This is a genomic window from Streptomyces sp. NPDC004065, from assembly GCF_044903565.1.
In the GTDB taxonomy this organism is placed as follows: Bacteria; Actinomycetota; Actinomycetes; order Streptomycetales; family Streptomycetaceae; genus Streptomyces.
Genome location: NZ_JBJDQT010000013.1, coordinates 29,652 through 54,819 on the forward strand (window position 1 = coordinate 29,652; position 25,168 = coordinate 54,819).

23 protein-coding genes and 2 tRNA genes are annotated in these 25,168 nt (G+C 72.5%); 15 read left to right on the top strand and 10 right to left on the bottom strand.

Features of this window, described 5'->3' with window-relative positions; genetic code table 11:
- Positions 1 to 47 precede the first annotated feature (47 nt).
- Together ACI2LW_RS16050 and ACI2LW_RS16055 are read left to right on the top strand one after the other, a co-directional pair.
- Positions 48 to 176 carry a DLW-39 family protein gene (locus tag ACI2LW_RS16050; protein ID WP_003999697.1) on the top strand — a complete coding sequence of 43 codons (129 nt, stop codon included), beginning with the start codon at positions 48 to 50 and terminating at the stop codon, positions 174 to 176.
- 198 nt (positions 177 to 374) lie between these two features.
- Entirely contained in the window at positions 375 to 1,730 is a 1,356-nt protein-coding gene (locus tag ACI2LW_RS16055) for a hypothetical protein (RefSeq protein WP_404731933.1), read from the top strand.
- 185 nt (positions 1,731 to 1,915) lie between these two features.
- Here the strand turns inward: ACI2LW_RS16055 and ACI2LW_RS16060 are convergent, their stop codons facing one another.
- Positions 1,916 to 3,748 carry a protein kinase gene (locus ACI2LW_RS16060; protein ID WP_404731807.1) on the bottom strand — a complete coding sequence of 611 codons (1,833 nt, stop codon included), beginning with the start codon at positions 3,746 to 3,748 and terminating at the stop codon, positions 1,916 to 1,918.
- Between the two features lie 51 nt (positions 3,749 to 3,799).
- Positions 3,800 to 4,348, bottom strand: coding sequence for a helix-turn-helix domain-containing protein (locus ACI2LW_RS16065; RefSeq protein ID WP_404731808.1), 549 nt, complete (start codon positions 4,346 to 4,348; stop codon positions 3,800 to 3,802).
- A 181-nt stretch (positions 4,349 to 4,529) separates the two neighbouring features.
- On the opposite strand from ACI2LW_RS16065, the gene ACI2LW_RS16070 reads away from it, so the two are divergent.
- Positions 4,530 to 4,602 (top strand) — tRNA-Ala (locus tag ACI2LW_RS16070).
- Positions 4,603 to 4,986: 384 nt separating this feature from the next.
- Here ACI2LW_RS16070 and ACI2LW_RS16075 read toward each other — a convergent pair.
- Positions 4,987 to 5,733 carry a DUF5324 family protein gene (locus tag ACI2LW_RS16075; RefSeq protein WP_404731809.1) on the bottom strand — a complete coding sequence of 249 codons (747 nt, stop codon included), beginning with the start codon at positions 5,731 to 5,733 and terminating at the stop codon, positions 4,987 to 4,989.
- Between the two features lie 406 nt (positions 5,734 to 6,139).
- Here ACI2LW_RS16075 and ACI2LW_RS16080 point away from each other — a divergent pair, with 406 nt between their 5' ends.
- Together ACI2LW_RS16080 and ACI2LW_RS16085 are read left to right on the top strand one after the other, a co-directional pair.
- Positions 6,140 to 6,673 carry a peptidylprolyl isomerase gene (locus ACI2LW_RS16080; protein WP_404731810.1) on the top strand — a complete coding sequence of 178 codons (534 nt, stop codon included), beginning with the start codon at positions 6,140 to 6,142 and terminating at the stop codon, positions 6,671 to 6,673.
- A 198-nt stretch (positions 6,674 to 6,871) separates the two neighbouring features.
- A complete protein-coding gene (locus tag ACI2LW_RS16085) occupies positions 6,872 to 7,783 on the top strand; it encodes a rhomboid family intramembrane serine protease (protein ID WP_404731811.1) in 912 nt (303 codons plus the stop codon).
- A 269-nt stretch (positions 7,784 to 8,052) separates the two neighbouring features.
- Here ACI2LW_RS16085 and crgA read toward each other — a convergent pair whose 3' ends face one another.
- The gene (gene crgA, locus ACI2LW_RS16090; protein ID WP_404731812.1) at positions 8,053 to 8,307 is read right to left on the bottom strand and encodes a cell division protein CrgA; all 255 of its coding nucleotides are present in this window, start codon (positions 8,305 to 8,307) and stop codon (positions 8,053 to 8,055) included.
- A 139-nt stretch (positions 8,308 to 8,446) separates the two neighbouring features.
- Here crgA and ACI2LW_RS16095 point away from each other — a divergent pair, with 139 nt between their 5' ends.
- The 6 genes from ACI2LW_RS16095 to ACI2LW_RS16120 are packed head-to-tail and all read left to right on the top strand — an operon-like array spanning position 8,447 to position 12,714.
- Positions 8,447 to 9,226 (top strand): DUF881 domain-containing protein, encoded by a 780-nt coding sequence (locus ACI2LW_RS16095; RefSeq protein WP_404731813.1) that lies wholly within the window; start codon positions 8,447 to 8,449, stop codon positions 9,224 to 9,226.
- 25 nt (positions 9,227 to 9,251) lie between these two features.
- Entirely contained in the window at positions 9,252 to 9,941 is a 690-nt protein-coding gene (locus ACI2LW_RS16100; protein ID WP_404731814.1) for a class E sortase, read from the top strand.
- Between the two features lie 52 nt (positions 9,942 to 9,993).
- Complete coding sequence (locus ACI2LW_RS16105) at positions 9,994 to 10,155, top strand: hypothetical protein (RefSeq protein WP_404731815.1); 162 nt, start codon at positions 9,994 to 9,996, stop codon at positions 10,153 to 10,155.
- Positions 10,152 to 10,790 carry an aminodeoxychorismate/anthranilate synthase component II gene (locus tag ACI2LW_RS16110; RefSeq protein WP_404731816.1) on the top strand — a complete coding sequence of 213 codons (639 nt, stop codon included), beginning with the start codon at positions 10,152 to 10,154 and terminating at the stop codon, positions 10,788 to 10,790. Before ACI2LW_RS16105 ends, ACI2LW_RS16110 begins: the two co-directional genes overlap by 4 nt.
- Complete coding sequence (locus tag ACI2LW_RS16115) at positions 10,787 to 11,956, top strand: class E sortase (RefSeq protein WP_404731817.1); 1,170 nt, start codon at positions 10,787 to 10,789, stop codon at positions 11,954 to 11,956. The genes ACI2LW_RS16110 and ACI2LW_RS16115 overlap by 4 nt, the downstream gene beginning before the upstream one ends.
- A 14-nt stretch (positions 11,957 to 11,970) precedes the next feature.
- Positions 11,971 to 12,714 carry a class E sortase gene (locus ACI2LW_RS16120; protein ID WP_404731818.1) on the top strand — a complete coding sequence of 248 codons (744 nt, stop codon included), beginning with the start codon at positions 11,971 to 11,973 and terminating at the stop codon, positions 12,712 to 12,714.
- Positions 12,715 to 12,819: 105 nt separating this feature from the next.
- On the opposite strand, the gene pknB is transcribed toward ACI2LW_RS16120, so the two are convergent.
- From pknB to ACI2LW_RS16150, 6 genes are all read right to left on the bottom strand, one after another.
- Positions 12,820 to 14,838 (bottom strand): Stk1 family PASTA domain-containing Ser/Thr kinase, encoded by a 2,019-nt coding sequence (gene pknB, locus ACI2LW_RS16125; protein WP_404731819.1) that lies wholly within the window; start codon positions 14,836 to 14,838, stop codon positions 12,820 to 12,822.
- A gap of 170 nt (positions 14,839 to 15,008) precedes the next feature.
- Positions 15,009 to 16,493 carry a peptidoglycan D,D-transpeptidase FtsI family protein gene (locus ACI2LW_RS16130; protein ID WP_404731820.1) on the bottom strand — a complete coding sequence of 495 codons (1,485 nt, stop codon included), beginning with the start codon at positions 16,491 to 16,493 and terminating at the stop codon, positions 15,009 to 15,011.
- A complete protein-coding gene (locus ACI2LW_RS16135) occupies positions 16,490 to 17,926 on the bottom strand; it encodes an FtsW/RodA/SpoVE family cell cycle protein (RefSeq protein ID WP_404731821.1) in 1,437 nt (478 codons plus the stop codon). Before ACI2LW_RS16135 ends, ACI2LW_RS16130 begins: the two co-directional genes overlap by 4 nt.
- Positions 17,927 to 17,953: 27 nt before the next feature.
- Positions 17,954 to 19,531, bottom strand: coding sequence for a Stp1/IreP family PP2C-type Ser/Thr phosphatase (locus tag ACI2LW_RS16140; RefSeq protein WP_404731822.1), 1,578 nt, complete (start codon positions 19,529 to 19,531; stop codon positions 17,954 to 17,956).
- 128 nt (positions 19,532 to 19,659) lie between these two features.
- Complete coding sequence (locus ACI2LW_RS16145) at positions 19,660 to 20,175, bottom strand: FHA domain-containing protein (RefSeq protein ID WP_404731823.1); 516 nt, start codon at positions 20,173 to 20,175, stop codon at positions 19,660 to 19,662.
- A 10-nt stretch (positions 20,176 to 20,185) separates the two neighbouring features.
- A complete protein-coding gene (locus ACI2LW_RS16150; protein ID WP_404731824.1) occupies positions 20,186 to 21,049 on the bottom strand; it encodes an FhaA domain-containing protein in 864 nt (287 codons plus the stop codon).
- A gap of 621 nt (positions 21,050 to 21,670) precedes the next feature.
- Between ACI2LW_RS16150 and ACI2LW_RS16155 the strand changes: the two genes are divergently transcribed.
- The 4 genes from ACI2LW_RS16155 (at position 21,671) to ACI2LW_RS16170 (ending at position 25,073) form a co-directional block, all read left to right on the top strand.
- Positions 21,671 to 21,754, top strand: a tRNA-Leu gene (locus ACI2LW_RS16155).
- Between the two features lie 394 nt (positions 21,755 to 22,148).
- A complete protein-coding gene (locus ACI2LW_RS16160; RefSeq protein WP_404731934.1) occupies positions 22,149 to 23,633 on the top strand; it encodes a DUF2252 domain-containing protein in 1,485 nt (494 codons plus the stop codon).
- A 182-nt stretch (positions 23,634 to 23,815) separates the two neighbouring features.
- The gene (locus ACI2LW_RS16165; RefSeq protein ID WP_404731825.1) at positions 23,816 to 24,664 is read left to right on the top strand and encodes a hypothetical protein; all 849 of its coding nucleotides are present in this window, start codon (positions 23,816 to 23,818) and stop codon (positions 24,662 to 24,664) included.
- 79 nt (positions 24,665 to 24,743) lie between these two features.
- Positions 24,744 to 25,073 (top strand): rhodanese-like domain-containing protein, encoded by a 330-nt coding sequence (locus ACI2LW_RS16170; protein ID WP_404731935.1) that lies wholly within the window; start codon positions 24,744 to 24,746, stop codon positions 25,071 to 25,073.
- Positions 25,074 to 25,168 lie beyond the last annotated feature (95 nt).

Sequence of the window (25,168 nt, forward strand, 5' to 3'; positions counted from 1 at the left end):
GTCGGGCGCCAGAGGTCCCCTACGTCAAGGAAAGACGAGGTCGCGCGGTGAAGAAGCTTCTCCTGGTCGCACTGGCCGCCATCGGCGGGCTCCTCGTGTACCGCCAGATCCAGGCGGATCGCGCCGAGCAGGATCTGTGGACGGAGGCGACTGACTCCGTGCCCACGGGTTCGTGAGCACCGACATCCGGTCCTGAACAGGCCCCGATCGCCGAGAGCGGTCGGGGCCTTGTGTTGCGCGGGCGGGAGGTGTGAGGTAGCGCTCACCCGTGAGCCGGACGTTTCGGACGCCTGCGCGCATTGCCCGGATGGCCCGGCGGCCCGCGGGGCACGATGGGTGACGTCCGAAGCGGCGAACGCGAGGGGTGGCGCGAGATGACGGGGCACGGGACACAGCGGCGGGCCGGGGCGCGACGCGCTCGGCGCGTCGGGCGCGGGCGCCGTCCCGCGGCCCCCTCCGCCGCGCGCCTGGCCGTCCCCGCGGCGGTGCTCGCGCTGGCGGCGGCCGTGCCCGGACCGAGCGCCGTCGCCGCCGGGACGCCGGGCCCGTACGCCTTCTCGGACGGCGACCGGACCGTCGCCGGAGCGAGCACCGCCGCGGACGCCCGCCCGCTGGAGCCCGGCCACGGCTACCGCAGCTCGCTGCCGCCGGGCGGCAGGCTGTACTACCGCCTGGACCTGGACGCCGGCACCACCGCCTACGTCTCCGCCACCGCCGTGCCCGGCGCCGGCACCACGGTCGCCGCGACCGACGGGCTGCGGGTCTCCGTGCAGGACGCCCAGGGCACCTCCTGCTCCGTCCAGGCCACCCGCTTCGGCGCGAGCCGCAGCCCGCATCCCGTCGCCGCGTGGGGCGTGCGCGAAGCCTCCCCTGGCCATGCGCTGTGCCAGGGCGCGGGCGCGTACTACGTGCTCGTCGAGCGCGTCGACGCCACCGGTTCCTCGGCGGACGCCTGGCCCCTGGAGCTGACCGCGGCCTTCGAGCCGCCCCTGCGGTCCGGCGGTGCGACGAGCGCGCCGCAGTCCTGGAACTCGGCCCCGCCGCGGCCGGCCACCGGGCCGCAGACGCAGCGGGCGGGCGGCCCCGGCTTCGCCCGTGCGAGCACGGTCGGGCAGGGTGTCTGGCGGGACCGGATCCGGCCCGGGCAGACCCTCTTCTACGAGGTGCCGGTCGACTGGGGACAGCAGCTCAACGCCGTGGCGGAGCTGGAGGGTTCGAGCGGGAGCGGCTACGCCGACGGCGCGCTGACGCTGTCGCTCTACAACCCGGTGCGCGGCTATGTCGAGGAGGCCTACGCCGGGTACGCCGGCCGGCCGGCCGCCGCGACGCTCGCGCCCCTGCCCCCGGTCTCCTACGCCAACCGCTACGGCTTCGCCGACCAGGTCAAGGCCATGCGGTTCGCCGGCTCGTACTACCTGGTGGTGCACCTGGCCGCCCAGGCGGCCGACTCGTTCGGCGCGGGGCCGTTCGGGCTGCGGCTGCGGGTGCGGGTGGACGGGAGCGCGCGTCCGGGACCGGGGTACGCGGGTGCCTCGCGGCCGGAGAAGCTGTTCGAGGTCACCGCGCGGGACCGGCAGGCGGCCACACCGGCCGGGGCGGGCGGCGGCTCGGCGGCGTGGCGGGCGCTGGCGGTGGGCGGGATCGGCGCGGGGACCGTGCTCCTGACCGTCCTCGGGGTGTGGACGGCGGTCGCCCGGCGCCGGGTGGGGGCGGCGGGGGCCGTGCCGTAGGGCGCGGTGGCGCAGGGCCGTGCAGGGCGCGGTGGCGCGGTGCCGTGGAGCGCGGTGGCGCGGTGACTCCGTCGTCGCTTCCGTTCCGTCGTCCGAGGGCCCGGTCGGGTGGCGGGTGGTCCGGTCGGGCGGTCGCCGGGTGACCGGGGCTCGGCGGGGCGGGTGAGGCCGTACGCAGGGTCGCGTCAGATGCGGGTCAGGGCGAAGAAACCGACGGCGTAGCAGGCCAGCGCCAGCAGCAGGAGCGGCACCGCGACCCTCGCGGGCGGGCCGGGACGCCGGGGGCGTGCGGCACGGTGCCGGGACGGTGCCGGTGCCGGGACGGGGGACCGCGGGACCTCGGCGGTGTACGCGGCCGTGACGGTGTCGGCGCGCGGGGGGACGGCCGCGGCGGGGTGCGCACCGGTGGGGTGCGGCGGTGTGCGGGGGCCGGGGGAGCGCAGCGCGTGTGCGGGGGCGTGCGCGGCGGACGGGCCGCCCCCGGGGTGATGAGCGCCGGTGTGGGGCGGCGGCAGGTGGAAGCTGCCGGTGTCCGACATCCCGGCGGGCGGTCCGGGCTCGGCGAGGGGCCGCCGGGCGCCGTTCGGCACGGTCGTCGCACTGGAGTCCCACCGCAGGTCGAGCCGGGGGTCGGAGTCCGGGCCACCGGTGCCGGTACTGGTATCGGCGCCGCTGTCGGTGTTGCCGGTGCCGCCGCCAGGGCCCGTGTCCGCGTCCCGGCCGCTGCCGGTGGGGGCGTACAGGGGCCCGTACGGGGGCCCGGCGTGCGCTTCGGCCGGTGCGGAGCCCGGTTCGGCGCCGGGGACCGGGCGGGCGGCGGAACGCGTTCCGGGCGCCGCACCCGCACCCGCATCCGCGCCGGTGCCGGTGCCGGTGCCGGCAGCCGGGGCCGAAGCCGCCCGTGCGTCCGGAGCCGGGCCCGAGCCCCTGCTCGTGCCCGTACCTGAGTCCGTCGTGCCCGCGCCCCTCGCACCTGCGCCCGTCGTACTCGGGCCCGCGTCCATACCCGAGCCCGCGCCCGGACCCACATCCGCGTCCGCGCTCGCGCCCGTTCCCGCATCCGCCCCCGTATCCGTTCCCGCATCCGGTCCCGTGCCCGCCGGGGCCGGTGCGGGTGGCGCGCCCGGCCGGTCGCGCCTCAGTGGGCCGTCCGGGCCGAAACCGGGCGGGAGTGGGCCCAGTTGGTCGAAGATCTCGATCAGCTCGTCGTCGGGGCCGGGCTCGTCCAGGAGCTCGGCGGCCGAGGCGAGGGCCTTGCGCGCCCCCGTCGCCGTGCGGAAGCGGGCCTCCGGGTCCGGCTGGAGCAGGGTGGCCACGACCTGCCACAGCGGTTCGGGAACGCCCTGGGGCGCGCTCGGCGTCCCGTGCTCCGCGAAGTACTCCACCAGCGCCTTGGCGTCCGGCTTGGCGCCCTGGAGCAGATAGAGGGCGACCAGGCCGACGGCGAACAGGTCGGCGGGGAAGTCGGGTTCGGCGCCCATCAGCTGCTCGGGCGCGAGCCAACCGGGCGTGCCCACCACGAGGTTGGTGTCGGTCAGCCGTGGTTCGCCCAGCCGCATCGCGATGCCGAAGTCGGACAGCCGCAGCCGGGGGCGAGCGGTGCCGGTCGCCTCCAGCAGCACGTTGGCGGGCTTGATGTCGCGGTGCACGACCTCTTCCGCGTGCACCGCGGCGAGCCCCGACAGCAACTGGTCCAGCAGGCCGGCGACGAACGCCGGGGGCAGCGGGCCGTAGTCACCGACCAGGTGGACCAGCGAGCCGCCGGCCACCAGGTCCATGGTGAACAGGACCTTGTCGTCGTCGGCGGCCCAGCTGGCCGGCGCCAGCACGTGCGGGTGGTCGATCCGCAGCGCCTGCTCGCGCACGAAGCGCAGCAGGGAGTGCGCGTCGCTCTGCTGGAGCACCTTCGCGGCCACGTACCGTCGGCGGCGGTGGTCCCAGGCACGCCAGACCGCGCCGACGCCGCCGCGTCCGATCGGGTCGGCCAGTTCGTACCGGCCGGCGAACACCTCACCCATGGCTGTGCGACGCTCCTCCCCCTGCCGGCCGCCCGGCGCCCGGCCCCGTCGTCAGTTCTGGTGGGACTGGTAGTGCGCGACCGCGTCGGAGGTGCGGCCGGCGCCGTAGACCCGCAGGAACTCGGCCAGTTCGGGATGGGTGGGGGAGAGGGAGTCCGCGGCGTCGAGGATGTCGCCGGCGGCGGCGACCGAGCGGAGCAGCGACTGGATCTCGCGGACCACCCGCTTGACCGTGGGCGCGCCCGAACTGCCCGTCGTCTGCGTGGTGTTGCTGAGTACCGAGCCCCCCTGCGACCGCTTGATCTCCTCCATGCGCTCGGTGGCCTCGGCCGCGCTGACGCTGCCGTCGGCCACCTGCCCGGCCAGCTCCTGCAGCAGCTGCACCCGCTGCACCACGGCGGGGTTGCCGATCTTGGCGCGCTGACCGCTCATCAGCTGCGACAGCATCGGGGCGGACAGCCCGAGCACGCCCGCCAGACGGGCCTGGTTGAGCCCGAGGTCGTCTATGAGCTTGCGGAAGAGCGCCCCCAGTGGCTCCCCGTACCAGTTCCGCTGCAGTTCCCGCGCTCTTGCGGTGGCTTCCTGCTGTGCGGCGTCCATTGCGTCTCCCCATCGCTTCCCCGAGAACCGCGGTTCGCTGTAGCGAACCACGCGGGAGCATCTTACGGAGAGTGGTTGCTCACGGGGACCCCAATCCTTTTGCGAGATGTGGGGGGTGACCCGGTAGTCTGGTCTGCGGCACTCGGCCGGTGGAGGATCTCCGGCCGGACGCCTGCCTCCCGGGGCCTTAGCTCAGTTGGTAGAGCGCTGTCTTTGCATGGCAGATGTCAGGGGTTCGACTCCCCTAGGCTCCACTGGCACGGGCGCCCTCCCGACCTGCGAAAACGCTGGCCGGGAGGGCGCTTCTTCGTGTGCGGGCGAGCGGAGCCGGGCGGGGGCGCGGGCCGCGGGCCGGGGTGTCCGGGCGGTGCGGTGGGCCGATGACGTGACCGACCTGGTGGACCATCAGGTCGGCGGCGGAGCCGGTGGTGGAGGAGAGCGGGGCGGCAGGTCCTTGCCCGGCGGGCGCACCGGGCCGGCGGGCGCACCGGCCGGCGGGGCGCCGGACCGTCAGGGCGGCGGACCGCCGGTCCCGGACACAGCACCGCGGGGAGGGGACCCACAGGTCCTCCTCCCCGCGTACTCGGCCGGGGCCGCCGCGCGGCCGGCGCGGGACCGGGCGCGCGCGGCCGGGCGGCTCAGCCCTCCTCGTTGCGGTCGGCCGCGGCCTCCTCGGCCTCCTTGGCCTGCACCTCCGGGTCGAGCACGGCCTGTCCGGTGCCGTCCACCGAGGTCAGGCGCCCCGACTCGGGCACCTCGGTGGCGGCGGGCGGCTCCACCAGCCAGTCGGGGTTGGCCTGCTTGTCCCACCACTTCCAGGCGGCGAAGGCGCCGCCCGCGAGGACGCCCGCCAACGCGAGCACCTTCGCGACGCGCCCGGTCCGGGCCCGCCGCTGCTGCTTGCGGGCCAGCTTCTGGATCTTCTCCGCGGGCACCTGACCGCGCAGCGCCACGAGTGCGGCGGCACCGCGCGCGGCGGCCTCGTCCGCGACGGGCGTCGCGGCGGCGACCGCCTGCTCGATACGGGGCCGTGAGTAGGCGACGGCCTGCTCGATCCTCGGCCTGGAGTACTCGGCGGCCTGCCGGGCGGCCCTGCGCGTGCGCTCGGCGGCCTCGTGTGCGGCCTGGTCGACCTTGGGCGGCACATGGGCCAGGGCCTGCGCGCGGGCCAGCTCCAGGCGCGGCGCGACATGGGTGCCGTAACGGGCACGGGCCTGGCCGGCGGCGAGCGTCACCTTCGGCGCGAGCCGCCCACGTGCCTCCTGCGCGTAGTACGCGGCCTTCTCCCTGGCCGTGTCGGCGTAGGGCGCCACCACTTCCGCGGCGTGCAGCACGCTGTCCTTCGCCGAGCCGGTCGCGGCGCGCACGCTGTCGATGCGGGTCACGGGTTCCTCCTCCTCGGTGGCGTACGGTAATTCGACTTTCCACCCTTTTACGGATCATGCCTGCGGACGCGCCCGCGGGCATGTGCGGGCGGGCATCCGGGTCACATCGCGCGACCCGGGCCCCGGGGGCCCGTCCCGTCCGGTCGGGAGCGCCGGGAGGCGGTCGGGTGGGATCGGGTGCGGTAGCGGACGGGTATCGGGTGCGATAGCGGACGAATACGGGGCAACGGGAGCCTGTCGTCGACAATGCCACGGATCGCCGCGCCGCGCTCCCGGCCCGGGAGGACCGGCCGGGATTTCCGCAACCGGTTCGGGCGGATGAGTGCCGGTGCGTCCTCGGCGGGCGACGTACGGCAGCCACCGTGCGAGGATCGGGTGGTCACAGGAAGACAACGGAAGGCAGATCGTGGCCGAGCAGCTCTACGCCACCCTGAAGACCAACCACGGCGACATCGAGATCCGGCTGCTGCCGGACCACGCCCCCGAGACGGTCCGCAACTTCGTGGAGCTCGCCCGGGGCGAGCGCGAGTGGACCCACCCGGCCACCGGCGAGAAGTCCACGGCGAAGCTGTACGACGGCACGGTCTTCCACCGGGTGATCAGCGGCTTCATGATCCAGGGCGGCGACCCCCTGGGCAACGGCACGGGCGGTCCGGGCTACCAGTTCAAGGACGAGTTCCACCCGGAGCTGTCCTTCAACAAGCCGTACCTGCTGGCGATGGCCAACGCGGGCCCGGGCACCAACGGCTCGCAGTTCTTCATCACGGTCTCCCCGACGGCCTGGCTGAACCGCAAGCACACCATCTTCGGCGAGGTCACCGACCCGGCCAGCCAGAAGGTCGTCGACTCCATCGCGACCACGCAGACCAACCCGCGCACCGACCGGCCACTGAAGGACGTCGTCATCGAGTCGGTCGTCGTGGACCGCCGCCAGGGCTGATTCCGGCGGCAGCCGTGCGGGCCCGGCCCGGCAGCCCCCGAGCAGAGCCGCCCGGCCCGGCGGCTGCGAAGGGAAACCGCCCGGCCCGACAGCTCCCGAAGGGAACCAAACGCCCCGCTCGTCCGTAAGGATGGGCGGGGCGGTGCGCTGTGGGCGGCACGGCGCGCACGGCCCACGACGTGAGGTGAGGGGATCCCCATGGACCAGGCGCCAGGCAGCCCGCAGGGCCCGGCGGACCGGAGCCCGCAGGACGCCGGGAGCGTGCCCACCTGCTACCGCCATCCGGACCGCGAGACCGGCATCCGCTGCACCCGCTGCGAGCGGCCGATCTGCCCCGAGTGCATGGTGGACGCCTCGGTCGGGTTCCAGTGCCCCGACTGCGTGCGCGCCGGCTCGGGCACGGGCCACGCGCCGGCCGCGAGCCGGCCGCGCACCCTGGCCGGGGGCCGGGTCACCGCCGACCCCAGGCTGGTCACCAAGGTGCTGATCGGGCTGAACCTGGCGTTCTTCCTGGTCCAGCTCTCCCTCGGGGACCGCTTCACCGAGCGGCTGGAGCTGCTGGGCTCGGCCTACGTCCCGCTGCTCGGCTCCGTCGAGGGCGTCGCCCACGGACAGTGGTACCGGCTGCTGACCGCCATGTTCCTGCACGGCGGCTATGTCCACATCCTGTTCAACATGCTGAGCCTGTGGTGGATCGGCGGTCCGCTGGAGGCGGCCCTGGGCCGCGCCCGCTACCTCGCGCTCTACTTCGTGTCCGGACTGGCCGGCAGCGCGCTCAGCTATCTGCTCGCCGCGCCGAACCAGCCCTCCCTGGGCGCCTCGGGCGCCATCTTCGGCCTGTTCGGCGCGACCGCGGTGCTGATGCGCCGGCTGAACTACGACATGCGGCCGATCATCGCCCTGCTGGTGATCAACCTGATCCTCACCTTCGGCTGGAGCAACATCGCCTGGCAGGCGCACATCGGCGGCCTGGTGGCCGGCGTCGTCGTCGGCTACGCGATGGTGCACGCCCCGCGCCGGCGGCGGGCCCTGGTGCAGTACGGCACCTGTGCGGTGGTGCTGGCCGTGGTCGTGGTGATGACGCTGCTCAGGACCGCTCAGCTGGTCTGAGCGGGTCTGAGCGGCGGCCGTTGTCCACAGTGTGTGCCGGATCTTGTGCACAGTGTGCGGGAACGTGTGTGCCCCCTGTCGCTGACCCGTGTTTGCGCAGGTCAGGCAGGGGGCGTACGGCGTTCCGCGGAGTAGTGGGACAGTCGTACCGGCGTCAACGCCCGATGGGTTATCCACAGATCGTCGGCTTTTCCCCAGGCAATTCCACAAGCCTGTGGATAACTCAGCGGATACCCCTGGGCAGAGCTGTGCTCAGCGGGCCGGCGCGCTTACTTCCACTGGGTGGAGACGCCGAATCCGGCCGCGATGAAACCGAAGCCCACCACGATGTTCCAGTTGCCCAGCGCGTCGACGGGCAGCGTTCCGTCGGTGACGTAGAACAGGACGATCCAGGCCAGGCCGAGCACGAACAGGGCCAGCATCACCGGCGCGACCCAGCCGCGGCTCTCCAGCTTGATGGCCGCTGCCTGCTTCGCGGGCGGCGGCGTGTAATCGGCCTTCTTGCGGATACGTGACTTCGGCACGAGGGTCTCTCCTGTCGATGCGCTGCGTGGCCGCGCAGGGAACTGGGTTGCTCGGGGCAGCGTACAAGGGGACTCTGAGCGCTCCCCCGGGCGTCCGTTAGCGTAGTGCTTCCGCGGCGCCGAAGGAGATAAGGGTACGTTGAGCAATTCCGCCGACTCCCCCGGGACGGGGAACGGTCCGGCCCGCACGCGCCGTTTCCGGCCCGTGCGGATCCTCACCGTGGCCGTCTTCGCCCTCGCGGGCCTCATTTTCTTCACCAGTTTCAACACGGCCAAGGGCACCGACATCCGCACGGACACGTCCCTGCTGAAACTGTCCGACCTGATCCAGGAGCGCAGCCGTAAGAACAAGGAGCTGGACGAGTCCAACGCGGCCCTGCGCGGCGACGTCGAGTCCCTCGCCGAACGGGACGACGGCAGCACCAGGGCGCAGGACGAGAAACTGGCCGGTCTGGAGGACAGCGCCGGAACGCGCAAGGTGCGCGGAAAGGCCGTCACCGTCACGCTCAACGACGCCCCGCCCAACGCCACCGCCAAGCTCCCCGGCTACCCCGAGCCCCAGCCCGACTACCTGGTCATCCACCAGCAGGACCTCCAGGCGGTGGTCAACGCGCTGTGGAACGGCGGGGCCAAGGGCATCAGGGTCATGGACCAGCGGCTGATCTCCACCAGCGCGGTGCGCTGCGTCGGCAACACGCTCATCCTCCAGGGCCGCGTCTACTCCCCGCCGTACCGGATCACGGCGGTGGGCGACCCGGAGAAGCTGCGGCAGGCGCTCGCGGACTCCCCGGCGATCCAGAACTACATGGTGTACGTCAACGTCTACGGCCTGGGCTGGAAAGTCACCGAGGACGGCACGGTGACGCTGCCCGGCTACTCGGGCACAGTGGACCTGCACTACGCGAAGCCCGTGAAGTAGCCGCCCTCCCGCGCAGGAGCCGCCGGTGCGCGTGATCGTCAGGACCGTCAGCGAGCTCTGTGTCACCGCCGGCTGCCTCACCGTGCTCTTCGTCCTCTACACGCTGTTCTGGACCGGGGCACGGGCGGACACCGCGATGCGGGAGCAGATCGACCAGCTGCACCGGCAGTGGTCTAGGGAGGCGGCCCAGCGCGCGGCGGGTGGACCGTCCGCCGCCCACGGTCCGCGCGGAGCCGCCCCCTACACCGCCGGCCGGCCCTTCGCGATCATGTACATACCGCGGCTCGGTTCCACGTGGAACAAGCCCGTACTCGAGGGCACCGCCACCGCCACCCTGAAGAAGGGCCTCGGCCACTACGCGGGCACGGCCCGGCTGGGCGGGACCGGCAACTTCGCGGTGGCCGGCCACCGGCGCACCTACGGCGACCCGTTCAAGGACTTCCCCCGGCTGCGCCCCGGGGACGCCGTCGTCCTGACGGACGGCACCACCTGGTTCACGTACCGGATCGACAAAGGCCCTCACAAAACCCTTCCCACCGACGTTGAGGTGATCGACCCTGTGCCACGTATGTCCGGGTACACGCGTCCCGGACGCTATCTGACGCTGACCACGTGCGATCCGGAATGGGGGCACAGTCACCGGCTGATCGTCTGGGCGCACCTGGCCTCCACCGGGCCCGCGGAGGCCGGGAAACCGGAGGCGCTGCGCCGTTAGTCTGGTGGCGTACGGCGTGAATCCGGTGCCGTGGGAAGACGGAAGGGACGGCATGTACGGCTGGATCTGGCGGCATCTGCCCGGCAACGCGTGGCTCAAGGCGCTGATCTCACTGCTGCTCGTCCTGGCCGTGGTCTACGTCCTGTTCCAGTACGTCTTCCCGTGGGCCGAACCGCTGCTTCCCTTCAACGATGTGACGGTGGACAACCAGTGAGCGCGCGGATTCTCGTCGTCGACAACTACGACAGCTTCGTCTTCAACCTGGTCCAGTACCTCTACCAGCTCGGTGCCGAGTGCGAGGTGCTGCGCAACGACGAGGTCACGCCCGCGCACGCCCAGGACGGCTTCGACGGCGTGCTGCTGTCCCCGGGCCCGGGCACCCCGGAGCAGGCCGGCGTGTGCGTGGAGATGGTCCGCCACTGCGCCGCCACCGGGGTCCCCGTCTTCGGCGTGTGCCTGGGCATGCAGTCGATGCAGGTGGCCTACGGCGGCGTGGTGGACCGGGCGCCCGAGCTGCTGCACGGCAAGACGTCGCCGGTGGAGCACGAGGGCAAGGGCGTCTTCGCCGGACTGCCCTCCCCCTTCACGGCCACCCGCTACCACTCGCTGGCCGCCGAGCCCGCGACCGTCCCCGCCGAGCTGGAGGTCACCGCCCGCACCCACGACGGCATCATCATGGGCCTGCGCCACCGGGAACTGCCCGTGGAGGGCGTGCAGTTCCACCCCGAGTCGGTGCTGACCGAGCACGGGCACCGGATGCTGGCCAACTGGCTGGCGGAGTGCGGCGACCAGGATGCCGTGTCGAGGTCGGCGGGGCTCGCCCCGGTGGTGGGCAGGGCCACGGCGTGACCGCGCTGCGCCCCGAGCGCGAGTCCGGCGCCGAGTGGTACGGCACCGGGGGCTACGGCGCCTCCCCGGACCCGTACACCGCGGCGCCGTACGGCACGCGCGGGGCGGAGACGTCGTACGCGGACTACCCGGAGACGTCGTACGGCATGCGCGGCGCGGAGACGTCGTACGGCAATCGCGGGGCGGAGGCGTCCTACGGCGTGCGCGAGCCGGAGGCGCCGTACGGCACGGGCGGCCCGGAGGCGCCGTACGGGCCCGGGGTGGACGAGGAGACGATGGCGCTCAGGCTCCCCGAGCCGCCCTCTGACGCCTCATTCGCCCCGCGCGCCACCCCAGTCGCACCGGGCGGGCGCGCGGCCCGCAGAAAGGCCGCCAGGCGCCGCCACGGCCGTCACGGCGGCGCCGCCGGCACCGCCGAGCCGCGGCCCGGGGACGGCGGGCCGTCCGCGCCGCTGTCCCGGGTGGAGGCGCGCCGCCGGGCGCGGGCCCGCCGGCCGGGCGCCGGGGTGGTGATCAGCCGGGCCGTCGGCGAGGTGTTCATCACCACCGGCGTGCTGATGCTGCTGTTCGTCACCTACCAGCTGTGGTGGACGAACGTCCGGGCGCACGCGCAGGCCGGCAACGAGGCCCACCAGCTGCAGAACGACTGGGCGAGCGGCAAGCGCAACCCGGGCTCCTTCGAGCCGGGGCAGGGCTTCGCCATCCTGCACATCCCCGCCCTGGACGTCGTGGTGCCGATCGCCGAGGGCACCAGCAAGAGCAAGGTGCTCGACAAGGGCATGGTCGGCCACTACGGCCAGGGCGACCTCAACACGGCCATGCCGGACGCCAAGACGGGCAACTTCGGGCTCGCGGGCCACCGCAACACCCACGGCGAACCCTTCCGGTACATCAACAGGCTCAAGCCGGGTGACGCGATCGTCGTGGAGACGCAGGACACCTATTTCGTGTACAAGACGGCGTCCACGCTGCCGGTGACATCGCCGGCCAACACCGCGGTCCTCGACCCCGTTCCCGCAGGATCGGGCTTCACCCGGCCCGGCCGCTACATCACGCTCACCACCTGCACCCCGGAGTTCACCAGCAAGTACCGGCTGATCGTCTGGGGCAAGATGGTCGAGGAACGGCCGCGCAGCAAGGGCAAGCCGGATGCGCTCGTCAGTTAAGGGCAGAGGGGACAGTGGCAGCGACCACGGACGACACGGCAGAGCACACCCACACCGGACCGGCGGCACGCCGCCGCGGCCAGGGCCGGCTGGCCCTGGCGGTCAGCGTCCTCGGTGAACTCCTCATCACGGCGGGACTGGTCCTCGGCCTGTTCGTCGTCTACTCCCTCTGGTGGACCAACGTCATAGCGGACCGCAGGGCCGACCGGCAGGGCGACCGGGTCCGCGACGAGTGGGCCCAGTCCGCCCCGGGCGGCCCCGGCGCGCTCGACACCAAGGACGGCATCGGCTTCCTGCACGTGCCGTCCATGCACAACGGCGAGGTCCTGGTCAAGAAGGGCACCTCCACGGACGTCCTGAACGACGGGGTGGCCGGCTACTACGTCGACCCGGTCAAGGCGGTCCTGCCGACGGCCGGCAAGGCGGGCAACTTCACGCTCGCCGCCCACCGGGACGGCCACGGCGCGAAGTTCCACAACATCGACAAGGTCGAGAAGGGCGACCCGATCGTCTTCGAGACCCGGGACAAGTGGTACGTCTACAAGGTCTACGGGATCCTGCCCGAGACCTCGAAGTTCAACGTCCAGGTCCTCGCCCCGGTCCCCAAGGAGTCGGGCGTCACCAGGGCCGGCCACTACATCACCCTGACCACCTGCACCCCGGTGTACACGAGCCGCTACCGCTACGTGGTCTGGGGGAAACTGGTCCGCGTGGACAAGGTGGACGCCAGGCGCACCCCGCCGAGGGAACTGCGCTGACGCGACGACCGCCGGTGTGACGAAAGCCCCGGCTCCCCCTCCTGCGAGGGGGAGCCGGGGCTTTCGTCACACCGGCCGGGCCGGAGGGCCGCCGGGGGCGGGCGGTCAGCCGAAGATGCCGCCGTTGCCGTTGCCGCCGTTGTTGGCGCCGCCCTGGTTGCCCCCGCCGCCACCGGCGCCGCCGATGGTCGTCAGCGTGACCGGGGTGTTCGCGGGGTCATCGACCTGCTGGTTCCCGTTCGGGTCCTGCCGGACGACGAAGGCGTTGTCGTCGCCGTTGCTGCCCGGGGCGAACTGGATGTTGGTGAAGCCGGCCGCCTGGAGGGTCTGCCGGGCCTGCGCCACCGTCTGGCCGACCACCCGGGGCACCGGGGTCTTCTGCTGCTGGGCCTGCTTGCCGATCTGGATCGTGACCTTGGAGCCCTTGTCGGCCTGGGTGCCGATCGCCGGGGCGGTCTGGATGACCTTGCCGACCTGGTTGGGGTCGTTGGTCTCCACCTCGGTGCACTCGCCGGTGAGGCCGTTGGCCTGCATCTGCTGCTTGGCGGCTTCACAGGACTGGTTGGAGACGTCCGGGACCGTGGCCTTCTCGACCGCCTTGGCGACCGTGAGGGTGATCGTGGTCCCCTTCTGGACCTCCTTGCCGTTCACCGGGTTCTGCTCCAGAACGGTGTTCGGGTCCTCGGTCGACTCCCGGAACTTGGTCTGCACCTTGAACTTGTAGTCGTCGCCCTCGAGCTTGGCCTTGGCCTCGTCCAGGCTCAGCCCCACCACGCTGGGCACCTGGACCTTGGGCGCCCCGGTGGACAGCGTCAGGGAGACGGTCTCGTCCTTCTTGAGCTGGGTCCTGGGCTCGGGGGTCTGGTCGCAGACGCGGCCCTTGGGCTGGTTGTCGCAGGTCTTCGGGGTGAACGTCACCTTCAGGCCGACGTTGGCCGCCGAGTCCTGGGCGTCCGACCTGGTCTGTCCGACGAAGTTCGGCACGGGCACCGTGTCGTTGCTCGCGTTGTTGCCGCTGAAGGCCCACTTGCCGATCAGGATGGCGCCGACGAGGACCAGGATGCCGGCGACGACCAGCAGGATCGTCGAGGTGTTCGACTTCTTCTGCTGGCGGCGGCGGTCGGGGCGCTCGTCGTAGCCGTAACCGCCGTCGTCCGGGTTCATCGGCGGCAGCATCGTCGTGGCGGCGGCCGCGCCCGGCTCGGAGCGCAGCGCCGTCGTCGGCTGGTCGTCCGGGTAGGCGCCGTAGCCGACCGAGCCCATGGCGGCCGTGGCCGCGACCGGCTGGCCGTCCAGGCAGGCCTCGATGTCCGCGCGCATCTCGTCGGCGGACTGGTAGCGGTAGTCCGGGTCCTTCACCAGCGCCCGCAGCACGATCGCGTCCATCTCGGGCGTGATCTCGGGGTCGAAGACGCTCGGCGGCTGCGGCTCCTCGCGCACGTGCTGGTAGGCCACCGCGACGGGGGAGTCGCCCACGAAGGGCGGCCGGACCGTCAGCAGCTCGTAGAGCAGGCAACCCGTCGAATACAGGTCCGAGCGGGCGTCGACCTGCTCGCCCTTCGCCTGCTCCGGGGAGAGGTACTGGGCGGTGCCGATGACCGCGGCCGTCTGGGTCATGGTCATGCCGGAGTCGCCCATGGCGCGGGCGATGCCGAAGTCCATGACCTTGACCTGGCCGTTGCGCGTCAGCATGACGTTGGCCGGCTTGATGTCGCGGTGCACGATGCCGTTGCGGTGGGCGTACTCCAGGCCCTGGAGGATGCCGATGGTCATCTCCATGGCCCGCTCGGGCAGCAGCTTGCGGCCGGAGTGGAGAAGCTCACGCAGAGTGGAGCCGTCGACGTACTCCATCACGATGTACGGGATCGACACCCCGTCGATGTAGTCCTCGCCCGTGTCGTAGACCGCGACGATCGCGGGGTGGTTGAGCGAGGCGGCCGACTGGGCCTCCCGGCGGAACCGGGCCTGGAAGGAAGGGTCGCGCGCCAGGTCGGCGCGCAGCGTCTTCACCGCCACGGTGCGGCCCAGGCGGGTGTCATGCGCGAGGTACACCTCCGCCATGCCACCACGGCCGAGCACCTGGCCCAGCTCGTACCGGCCGCCGAGGCGACGCGGCTCTTCCATAGCTACCTACCAGCCCTCTCCGTCGGTCCCGACCGGCACCACATGATGCCGTCGGAGGTGCCGTCCGGGCCTACCGTACCCGGCTCGCTCTGTGTGACCTGGCCAAGCTCGTCACCCGATACAGGACCGGTATCGCAACGTGCACCGATGTGAAGGGGACGTGACAGGGGTCACTTCTTGGAGTCGATGACCGCCTTCATGACGCTCTTCGCGATGGGCGCCGCCAGCCCGCCGCCGGAGATGTCGTCGCGGTTGGCGTTCTCGTCCTCGACCACGACCGCCACGGCCACCGGCGAGCTGTTGTCGGGGAGCTTGGCGTAGGAGATGAACCACGCGTAGGGGTTCTCGCTGTTGGCGACGCCGTGCTGGGCGGTACCGGTCTTGCCGCCCACGGTGACCCCGGGGATCTGCGCGTTCTTGCCCGTGCCGTCCTTGACGACCGTCTCCATCATCGACTGCAGGATCTGCGCGTTCTCCGCCGACAGCGGCCGGCTCAGCTCCTGCGGCTCGGTCTTGGTGACCGGGTCCAGGCCGTGCGACTGCAGCGAGTCGACCATGTACGGCTTCATCAGCTTGCCGTCGTTGGCCACGGCGGAGGCCACCATGGCCATCTGCAGCGGCGTCGCGGCGGTCTCGAACTGGCCGATGGAGCTGAGCGCGGTCTGCGGGTCGTCCATCTTCTCGGGGAAGATGGAGGCCGCCGAGCGCACCGGCGTGAACTGCTCGGAGTCGAACCCGAACTTCTTCGCCTGCTCGATCATCTTCTCCTTGCCGACGTCGTAGCCCATCTTGCCGAAGACGGTGTTGCAGGACACCCGCAGCGCCTCCCGCATGGTGGCGTTCTTGCAGGGGATGTTGCCCTCGTTCTTCAGCTCGGTCCGGGTGTGCGGCAGGGTCCACGGCAGCGGCGAGTCGGTGGGGGTGTCGGCCGACTTGTACAGCCCGTTCTCCAGCGCGGCGGCCGCGGTGACCACCTTGAAGGTGGAGCCCGGCGGGTAGGTCTCGCGCAGCGCCCGGTTGAGCATCGGGTCGGCCGGGTTGTCCTTCTTCTGCAGCTTCTTCCACGCCTCGGCGTCCTTGGCGGAGTTGCCGGCGAAGGAGGAGGGGTCGTAGGACGGGTAGGACGCCAGGGCGAGGATCTTGCCGGTCGACGGGTCCAGCGCGACCGCGGCGCCCTTGCCGCCGACGTTCCTCAGTCCCTGGTACGCCGCCTTCTGCGCGGCCGCGTTCAGCGTGGTGACCACGTTGCCGCCCTGCTGCGGCTTGCCGGTGATCATGTCCAGGGTGTTGCGGAAGAAGAGCCGGTCGTCGTTGCCGGTGAGGATGCCGTCCTCGATGGACTCCAGCTGGTTGGCGCCGAAGGCCTGCGAGGCGTACCCCGTGACCGGCGCCCACATGGCGCCGTTCTTGTACGTCCGCTTGTACTTCAGGTCGTTGAGACCGTTCCTCCTGGTCTCCGTCGACCCGGTGATCGGGGTGCCGCCGACGATGATGTCACCGCGCGGGGTGGAGTAGCGGGCGATGGTGACGCGGCGGTTGTTGTCGTCGGTCCTGAGGGTGTCGGCCTTGACGTACTGGAGCCAGTTGTCGCGGATGAGCAGGGTGAGGACAAGGAGGCCGCAGAAGATCGCGATCCGGCGCAGGGGCTTGTTCACGGGCGGACCACCTGGGTCATCTCGGCGTCGGGGTTGGAGGCGGGAGCGGGCGCCGGGCGGCGCGCGGTGTCGCTGATCCGGATCAGGATGCCGACGAGGGCCCAGTTGGCGATGACGGAGGAACCGCCGTACGCCACGAAGGGCATGGTCATACCGGTCAGCGGGATGAGACCCATCACACCGCCGGAGACGACGAAGACCTGCAGGGCGAAGGCGCCGGACAGGCCGATGGCCAGCAGCTTGCCGAACGGGTCGCGGGCGGCCAGCGCGGTGCGCACGCCGCGCTCCACGATCAGCCCGTAGATCAGCAGGATCGCCATGATCCCGGCCAGGCCCAGCTCCTCGCCGAAGGTGGCGAGGATGAAGTCGGAGTTGGCGGCGAACCGGATCAGGTCGGAGTGGCCCTGGCCCAGGCCGGAGCCGAGGGTGCCGCCGGAGCCGAAGGCCCACAGCGCCTGCATCGACTGCTCGGAGTGGCCGCCCACGCCGGCGCGGCTGAGCGTGTACTCCTTCATCGGGTCCAGCCAGGCCTGGACACGCATCTTCACGTGCGGTTCGAAGCTCGCCACGCCGACGGCGCCGGCCGCGGACATCAGCAGACCGAAGACGATCCAGCTGGTCCGCTCGGTGGCGACGTACAGCATGATGACGAACATTCCGAAGAACAGCAGCGAGGTGCCGAGGTCCGTCTCGAAGACCAGGATGAGGATGGAGATGAACCAGACCACCAGGATCGGGCCCAGGTCGCGGCCGCGCGGCAGGTACAGCCCCATGAACCGGCGGCTGGCCAGCGCGAGCGCGTCCCGCTTCACCATCAGGTAGCCGGCGAAGAAGATGGCCAGGACGATCTTGGCGAACTCACCGGGCTGGATGGAGAAGCCGGCCACCGAGATCCAGATCTTGGCGCCGTAGATGTTGGCGCCGAGGCCCGGCACCAGCGGCAGCAGCAGCAGGAACAGCGCGCCGACCATGGAGATGTAGGTGTAGCGCTGCAGGACGCGGTGGTCCTTGAGGAAGATCAGCACCACGATGAACAGGGCGATGCCCATCGCCGTGTACAGCAGCTGCCGGGGCGCGGCCGTGCCCGCCTGGTCGATGGACTGCAGCAGCTTGGACTGGTCCAGACGCCAGATGACCACCAGACCGAGGCCGTTGAGCAGGGTGGCCAGCGGCAGCAGCAACGGGTCCGCGTACGGGGCGAACTTGCGGACGACGAGATGGGCGACGCCGGCCAGCAGGCCGAGGCCCAGGCCGTAGCTCAGCAGGCCGGCGGGCACCTGGTCGTTGATGGCCAGGCCCACGTTGGCGTAGGCGAACACCGGGATCGCCACGGCGAAGACCAGCAGCGCCAGCTCGGTGTTGCGGCGGCTCGGCGCGCCGATGGCGCCGATCGTGGACGTGTGGTGCGTCGGCGGGTTGGTTGTACTGCTCATCGTGTGACGGGGCCTCTCACGGCTTGCCTACTGCTTACCGCACAGCGAGACGACCTTCTGCTCTTCCTCCGAGAGAGTGGGGCCGGGGCTGGGAGTGGGCGCGGTCGCGGACGTGGACGGAGACGTGGACGGGGACGACGGGGACGACGGGGACTTCGACGGCGCCGATGGATCCGGCGTCGGTGTCGCCTTGGACGTGAAGGCGGTGCGGGTGGTTCCCGTGGTGCCCGCGGTGGACTTGGTGCCGCTGGTCCGGCCCTGGGCCGTCTTGGTGTCCTGCGTGCCCGCGGCGCGGCGCTGCGCCTCCTTCTTGCAGGCGGAGGCCTGCACGGACAGCTCGTCCACCTTGCGGCTGGCCTCCCGCAGACCGCCCTCGGCGATCGTGGCCTTGACCTGCTTCTGCTGGTAGGGCGGCAGGTACTTGAGTTCGATCTCGGGGTGGTCCCGCTCGATCTTCGACAGCTTCACCCAGGCCAGGTCCTGGCTGATGCCCCGGTACAGCGCCACGTGCTCGTCGTTGGCGCCGACGTAGTACTGCGTCTGGGTCCAGCGGTAGCCGCCGTACAGTCCGCCGCCGATGACGGCGAGCGCCAGGACGCTGTAGAAGGACCGCTTCAGCCACCTGCGGCCCTTGCGGTGCTTGGTGAAGTCCTCGTCGCCGTAGACGCCGAAGCCGGCCGTCGGGACGTACCCGGTGGTGTCCCCGGACCCGGGCGGGCCGAACTCGCCGCCGCCCTGGCCGTGCGCCTGGCGGCCGAGGCCGGAGGCGCGGCCGGCCGGGGTCTGCATGATGCCGTTGTCGTTCAGGTGGTTCTGGTTCTCGGCGACCGCGCCCACCACGACCGGGGTGTCGGACAGCTGCCCGGCGAGGGTGTCGCCGGTGTCCAGGTCGAGCACGTCGGCGACGATCACCGTGATGTTGTCCGGGCCGCCGCCGCGCAGCGCGAGCTGGATCAGCTCCTGCACGGTCTCCTGCGGGCCCTGGTAGCTGGCGAGGGTCTCCTCCATCGTCTGGTGGGAGACGACGCCCGACAGGCCGTCGGAGCAGATCAGGTAGCGGTCGCCGGCCCGGACCTCGCGGATGGACAGGTCGGGCTCGACGTGCTCGCCGCTGCCGAGGGCGCGCATCAGCAGGGCGCGCTGCGGATGGGTGCTGGCCTCCTCCTCGGTGATGCGGCCCTCGTCGACGAGGCGCTGCACCCAGGTGTGGTCCTGCGTGATCTGTGTCAGCACGCCGTCGCGCAGCAGGTACGCCCGCGAGTCGCCGACGTGCACGAGGCCGAGCCGCTGCCCGGTCCACAGCAGGGCGGTCAGCGTGGTGCCCATGCCCTCCAGCTGCGGGTCCTCCTCGACCATGGAGCGCAGCTGGTCGTTGGCGCGCTGCACGGCCTGGCCGAGCGAGGTGAGGATGTCGGAGCCCGGGATGTCGTCGTCGAGGGCGACGATGGTGGAGATCACCTCGGAGGAGGCGACCTCGCCGGCGGCCTGGCCGCCCATGCCGTCGGCGATCGCGAGCAGGCGCGGCCCGGCGTAACCGGAGTCCTCGTTGCCCTCGCGGATCATGCCTTTGTGCGATCCGGCGGCGAAGCGCAGTGACAGACTCATGCGCACCTCGCCCGTCGGCTCCGGGTACATCCGCACGGTGCCCACCCTCCGGTCGGGAGCGCGCCGGGGCCCGGGGTGCCGGCCGCCGCGGCGTGCTCGCTCCGCTCGCGCTCTTTCATGACGTAGCACTACTTCCGCAGCTCGATGACGGTTTTGCCGATGCGGATCGGCGCGCCCAGCGGAATCGGCGTGGGGGTCGTCAGCCGGGACCGGTCCAGGTACGTGCCGTTGGTGGATCCGAGGTCCTCGACGATCCACTGGCCGTCGCGGTCCGGGTAGATCCTGGCATGCCGGCTGGAGGCGTAGTCGTCGTCCAGCACGATCGTGGAGTCGTGCGCCCGGCCCAGCGTGATGGTCTGGCCCTGCAGCGCCACGGTGGTGCCGGTGAGGGTTCCCTCGGTCACCACGAGCTTGGTGGGGGCGTTGCGGCGCTGCCGGCCGCCGCCCTGCTGACCGCGCTGCTGCGGAGGCGCGGCCGGCTGGCGCGCGGCCTGCTGCGGCCGCGCCGCCTCCCGGCGGGCGCCTCGCTGGGTGACGCGCGTACCGAACAGGTCGCTGCGGATGACCTGCACGGCCACGATCACGAACAGCCACAGTACGGCCAGGAAACCCAGCCGCATGACCGTGAGGGTCAGCTCTGACATTGCCCCCGGTTCACCCTTCGGCTTGCCTATAGATAACGGTGGTGCTGCCCACGACGATCCGCGAGCCGTCGCGGAGCGTAGCGCGGGTGGTGTGCTGCCCGTCCACCACGATGCCGTTGGTGGACCCGAGATCCTGGATCGTCGAGGGCGTTCCGGTCCGGATCTCGCAGTGCCGGCGGGATACGCCGGGGTCGTCGATCCGCACGTCGGCGTCGGTGCTGCGGCCCAGCACCAGCGTCGGGCGGGAGATCTGATGGCGGTTGCCGTTGATCTCGATCCAGTAGCGGGGGCGCCCGCCGGCGGCGGGGCCCTGCGGGGGCCGCGGGGCGGCGGGCTGCGGATAACCGTAGCCGCCGGGACGGCCGGGCGGCGGCGCGGCCGGCATGGGCGGCGCGCCCGCGGGGCCCGCGGCGGGCGGATATCCGTACCCGCCCGGGACGCCGGGCCGTGCGGCCGGAGCGGCCGGCGCGGGCGGGCCCGCGGGGGCCTGCTGGCTGCTGGAGGAGGCGAGGGTGCGGCTGCGCACCCGGTACAGACCCGTGTCCAGGTCGTCGGCCTTCTCCAGGTGGACCTTGATCGGCCCCATGAAGGTGTAGCGCTGCTGCTTGGCGTAGTCGCGCACCATGCCCGCCAGCTCGTCGCCGAGCTGGCCGGAGTAGGGGCTCAGCCGCTCGTAGTCGGGCGCGCTGAGCTCCACGATGAAGTCGTTGGGGACGACGGTCCGGTCGCGGTTCCAGATGGTGGCGTTGTTGTCGCACTCGCGCTGGAGCGCACCCGCGATCTCCACGGGCTGGACCTCGGACTTGAAGACCTTGGCGAAGGTGCCGTTGACCAGACCTTCGAGACGCTGCTCGAACTTCTTCAGGACTCCCATGGGGCACCTCCTCCGTCGTTGCCGTCGCTGCGGGTCTTGCCGTCGTGCTGCGTACTGCTTACCTGGTACTGCTTACTGATCGTATCCACGCGCCGGTGAATCGGCTGGTTCCCCCTGTCGGCCCCGTCGAGGTTCCCTGCCGGGCTCCTCCCCGAACCCGGCGAAGCACGCGCGCGCCGTGTTCCGGCGCCGTACTTCTGCCCAGGATCGTAGAGGTGGCCGCAGACCAGTGTCCCGCACCCGGAGGCGGAGCCGTTCCGCTCCTGGGGAGACGGGCGGTACCGGTACGAGGTTGATACGTGAACAGGCTCGCGCTGATACGGAGCAGGGGGCTCCGGACGGCCTCGGCCGCCCGGGCCGGGCCGGCGCCCGGCGTCCGGTCGCCCGGGCCGGCGTCCGGCTCCCGGCTTCCGGGGTCCGCCTTCCGCCGGCTCCGTGCTCCGGGCCGTGCGCGCCGCGTCCCCGGCCGTCCCCGGCCGGGGCCGTGACCTCGCGCGTCCCGTCCCCTGCCGGGTCCCATGCCCCGGGAAAGCGAGGTGAACCCACCCTGCGCGGCGTGCTAATGTTCTGGGTGTCGGAAGGCGCCGGCCCCAAGGGGCGGAGCCGGAGGACACACCCAATGCGCGGGTGGCGGAATAGGCAGACGCGCTGGATTCAGGTTCCAGTGCCCGCAAGGGCGTGGGGGTTCAACTCCCCCCTCGCGCACAAGACGGAAGCCCCGTAGGTCTCGGACCTACGGGGCTTTCGCGTTGTCCGCCTTGTTCTTGTCCGCCGTGTCCTTGTCCGCCGGGGGGCCGGCGTACCGCTGTGAGGAAGGTCTCAGGGTGCACGGGCCCCGGGCGGATCGCGCGCACGCGCCCCGCCCGCATTCCGCCCGCACCCCCGCCCGAACCCCGCCCGCACCGACCCATCGCGGCTTCCGGGGCCGACCCCCGTGTACGCCGGGTCTGCCCCGCTGTACCTTCAGCGCGTCGTCGTGGTGACGTGTACGGGACGGGGAGGCGTCGGGATGAGCGAGGTCGCGGCGGAGCCGGGCGTGGCGGGCAGGGAAGGCGTGGGGGGTATGGACCGCAAGGCGGGCCAGGAAGGCATGGACGGCATGGACGGCGAGGCGGGGGTCGCCGCCGCGGAGGGCGCCGGGGCCGCGGTGGCCCCGGGTGCGGGCGGCGGCGCGGGTGCCCTCGAGGGCCGGCGTGGTGGCGGACGGGTGCCGGTGGTGCCCGGGTTCGCGCGGTGGCCCGCCGACGGCTCGCCCAAGGCCGAGGGCAAGGCGCTGCGCGAGCGCGTCGCCCGCTCCGCGCACGCCGCGTTCGATGCGGACCCGGGACGTCCGGACGCCGTGGCGGCCGTGGAGGAGTCCAGCCTGGGCCGCCTGCCCGAGCTGACGCCGATCCGGGTGGGCAGGATGGCGGCGACGCCGTTCGCCTTCCTGCGCGGCTCGGCCGGCCTCATGGCGTACGACCTGGCCCGCACGCCCGTGACCGGGATCCGGGCGCAGATCTGCGGTGACGCCCACGCGGCCAACTTCGGCCTGTACGGCGACGCCCGCGGCGGCCTGGTCATCGACCTCAACGACTTCGACGAGACGGTGCCCGGCCCCTGGGAGTGGGACGTCAAGCGGCTCGCCGCCTCACTGGTCCTCGCGGGCCGTGAGGCCGGCTGCGACGAGGACAGCTGCCGCGCGGCCGCCCGGGACGCGGTGGGTGCCTACCGGCGCACCATGCGGCTGCTGGCCAGGCTGCCGGTCCTGGACGCGTGGAACGCCATCGCCGACGAGGAACTCGTCTCCCACAGCGACGCCCACGACCTGCTCGGCACGCTGGAGCGGGTCTCGGAGAAGGCGCGGGCCAACACCAGCGGGCGGTTCGCGGCCCGGTCGACCGAGCCGGCCGAGGACGGCGGACGCCGCTTCGTGGACGCCCCGCCGGTGCTGCGCCGGGTGCCGGACGCGGAGGCCGCGGCGGTGGCCGCGTCGCTGGAGCAGTACCTGACCACGCTGTCCGAGGACCGTCTCCCGCTGCTGGCCCGCCACGCGGTGCACGACGTCGCGTTCCGGGTGGTCGGCACCGGCAGTGTCGGCACGCGCTCGTACGTCGTCCTGCTTCTCGACCACCGCGGTGAGCCGCTGGTGCTCCAGGTGAAGGAGGCGCGGCCGTCCGCGCTGGTGCCGCACCTGGCGACGGCCGGTTTCGAGGTGCCCGAGGTGACGCACGAGGGACGGCGGGTCGTGCTCGGCCAGAAGCGGATGCAGGTGGTGAGCGACATACTCCTCGGCTGGACCACGGTGGACGGGCGGCCCTTCCAGGTGCGGCAGTTCCGCAACCGCAAGGGCAGCGTCGACCCGGCGGCGCTCGCCGCCGACCAGATCGACGACTACGGCCGCATGACGGGGGCCCTGCTGGCCCGCGCCCACTCCCACAGCGCGGACCCGCGTCTGATCGCCGGGTACTGCGGCAAGAACGAGGAACTGGACGAGGCCGTGGCCGCGTTCGCCGTCACCTACGCCGACCGCACCGAGGCCGACCATGCCCGGCTGGTGACGGCCGTACGGGCGGGGCGGATCCCCGCCGAGATGGGCGTGTAGACGGTGGGGCGGGCCGTGCCAGGAGGGCGTGCGGGCGGTGGGGCGGGCCGCGCCCGGACGGGCGTGCGGGCGGTGGGGCGGGCCGCGCCCGGACGGGCGTGCAGGCGGTGGGGCGGGCCGCGCCCGGACGGGCGTGCGGGCGGTGGGGCGGGCCGCGCCGGGTGCGGCGCTACGCTGGTCGGGTGACGACGCCGGAAGCTGAACAGGGTGACGCCGCCGGAGCGGACCGGACGGCGTCCGAGAACGCCGCGCCGCGGCCCGAGGAGCGGCTGGAGCGGGCCGTCAGGGCCGCCGAGCAGGCGCTCATCGAGTACGAGATCGCGGTGGAGACCTTCCGGGTGGAGGTCGAGAACTTCTCCCGGCTGCACCAGCAGCGGCTCGGCCCGCTCTACACCCGCCTCGAGGAGCTGGAGGCGCAGATCGCGGAGGCGAAGGCCGCCCGCACCGGTGACCCGGAGGATCTGCGCCGGGCCGCCGAGGCGCGGGCCCGGCTGCAGCCGATCCCCGGTGTGGAGGAGTTGCTGAACGGCTGGATGGACGGGGAGGGCCTGTTCCCGGAGGCCGTCGCGATGCTCACCGACCAGCCGGTGCGGCCCCCGCAGCGGGTGCGCCCGAGCGAGGAGGCCCGCGGGCTGTACCGGGACCTGGTCCGCAAGGCCCACCCGGATCTGGCGCAGGAGGAGGACGAGCGTCAGCGGCGTGAGGCGTTCCTCACCCGGGTCAACGCGGCCTACGCCCGCGGCGACGTGGACGAGCTGCGCGAGCTGGCCGAGGAGTGGGCCGCCGGGCCGAAGCCGGCCGAGCCGGGCCCGAGCCTCGCCGAGGAGCTGTACGCCCGCCTGGAGTGGCTGTCCCGGCGCAAGGAGATGCTCACCCACTACGCCAAGGAGCTGGAGGACAGCGCGATCGCCGCGATGCTCCGGCTGGCCCCGGACGACCCCGACCGGCTGCTCGAGGAGATCGCCGAGCGGCTGCGCAAGGACGTGGCGGAGCGGGAGGCGGAGCTCACGGCGCTGCTCGCGCGGGAGTGACGCGGGAGTGAGACGTTTCCCGGGAACCGCGCCGGCCGGAGCTTCGGGTAGCGTCGGCACCATGCATTTCGGAGCTGGTGTGCCCACGGTCGGGGTCACGGACCTCAAGGACGGCGACTTCCTGCTGGACGTCCGCGAGGACGACGAGTGGCGGGCGGGTCATGCCCAGGGGGCGCTGCACATCCCCATCAGCGAGTTCGTCGCCCGGTACGGCGAGCTGACCGAGGCGGCGCCGCAGGACGGGCGGATCCACGTGATCTGCCGCTCCGGCGGCCGTTCCGCCCAGGTCGCGATGTACCTGGCCCAGCAGGGCCACGACGCGGTGAACGTGGACGGTGGCATGCAGGTGTGGGCGGCCTCCGGCCGGCCCGTCGTGACCGACGCGGGAGAGCCCGGCCACGTGCTGTGAGACCGGGCCGGGCCCGGCTTTCGTCCGCGGCGCCGGTGCGGTGCCGGGGGTGTGCCCGGCGGCCGGGTCTGAGTACCGTTCCGGTCGGCGCCCGG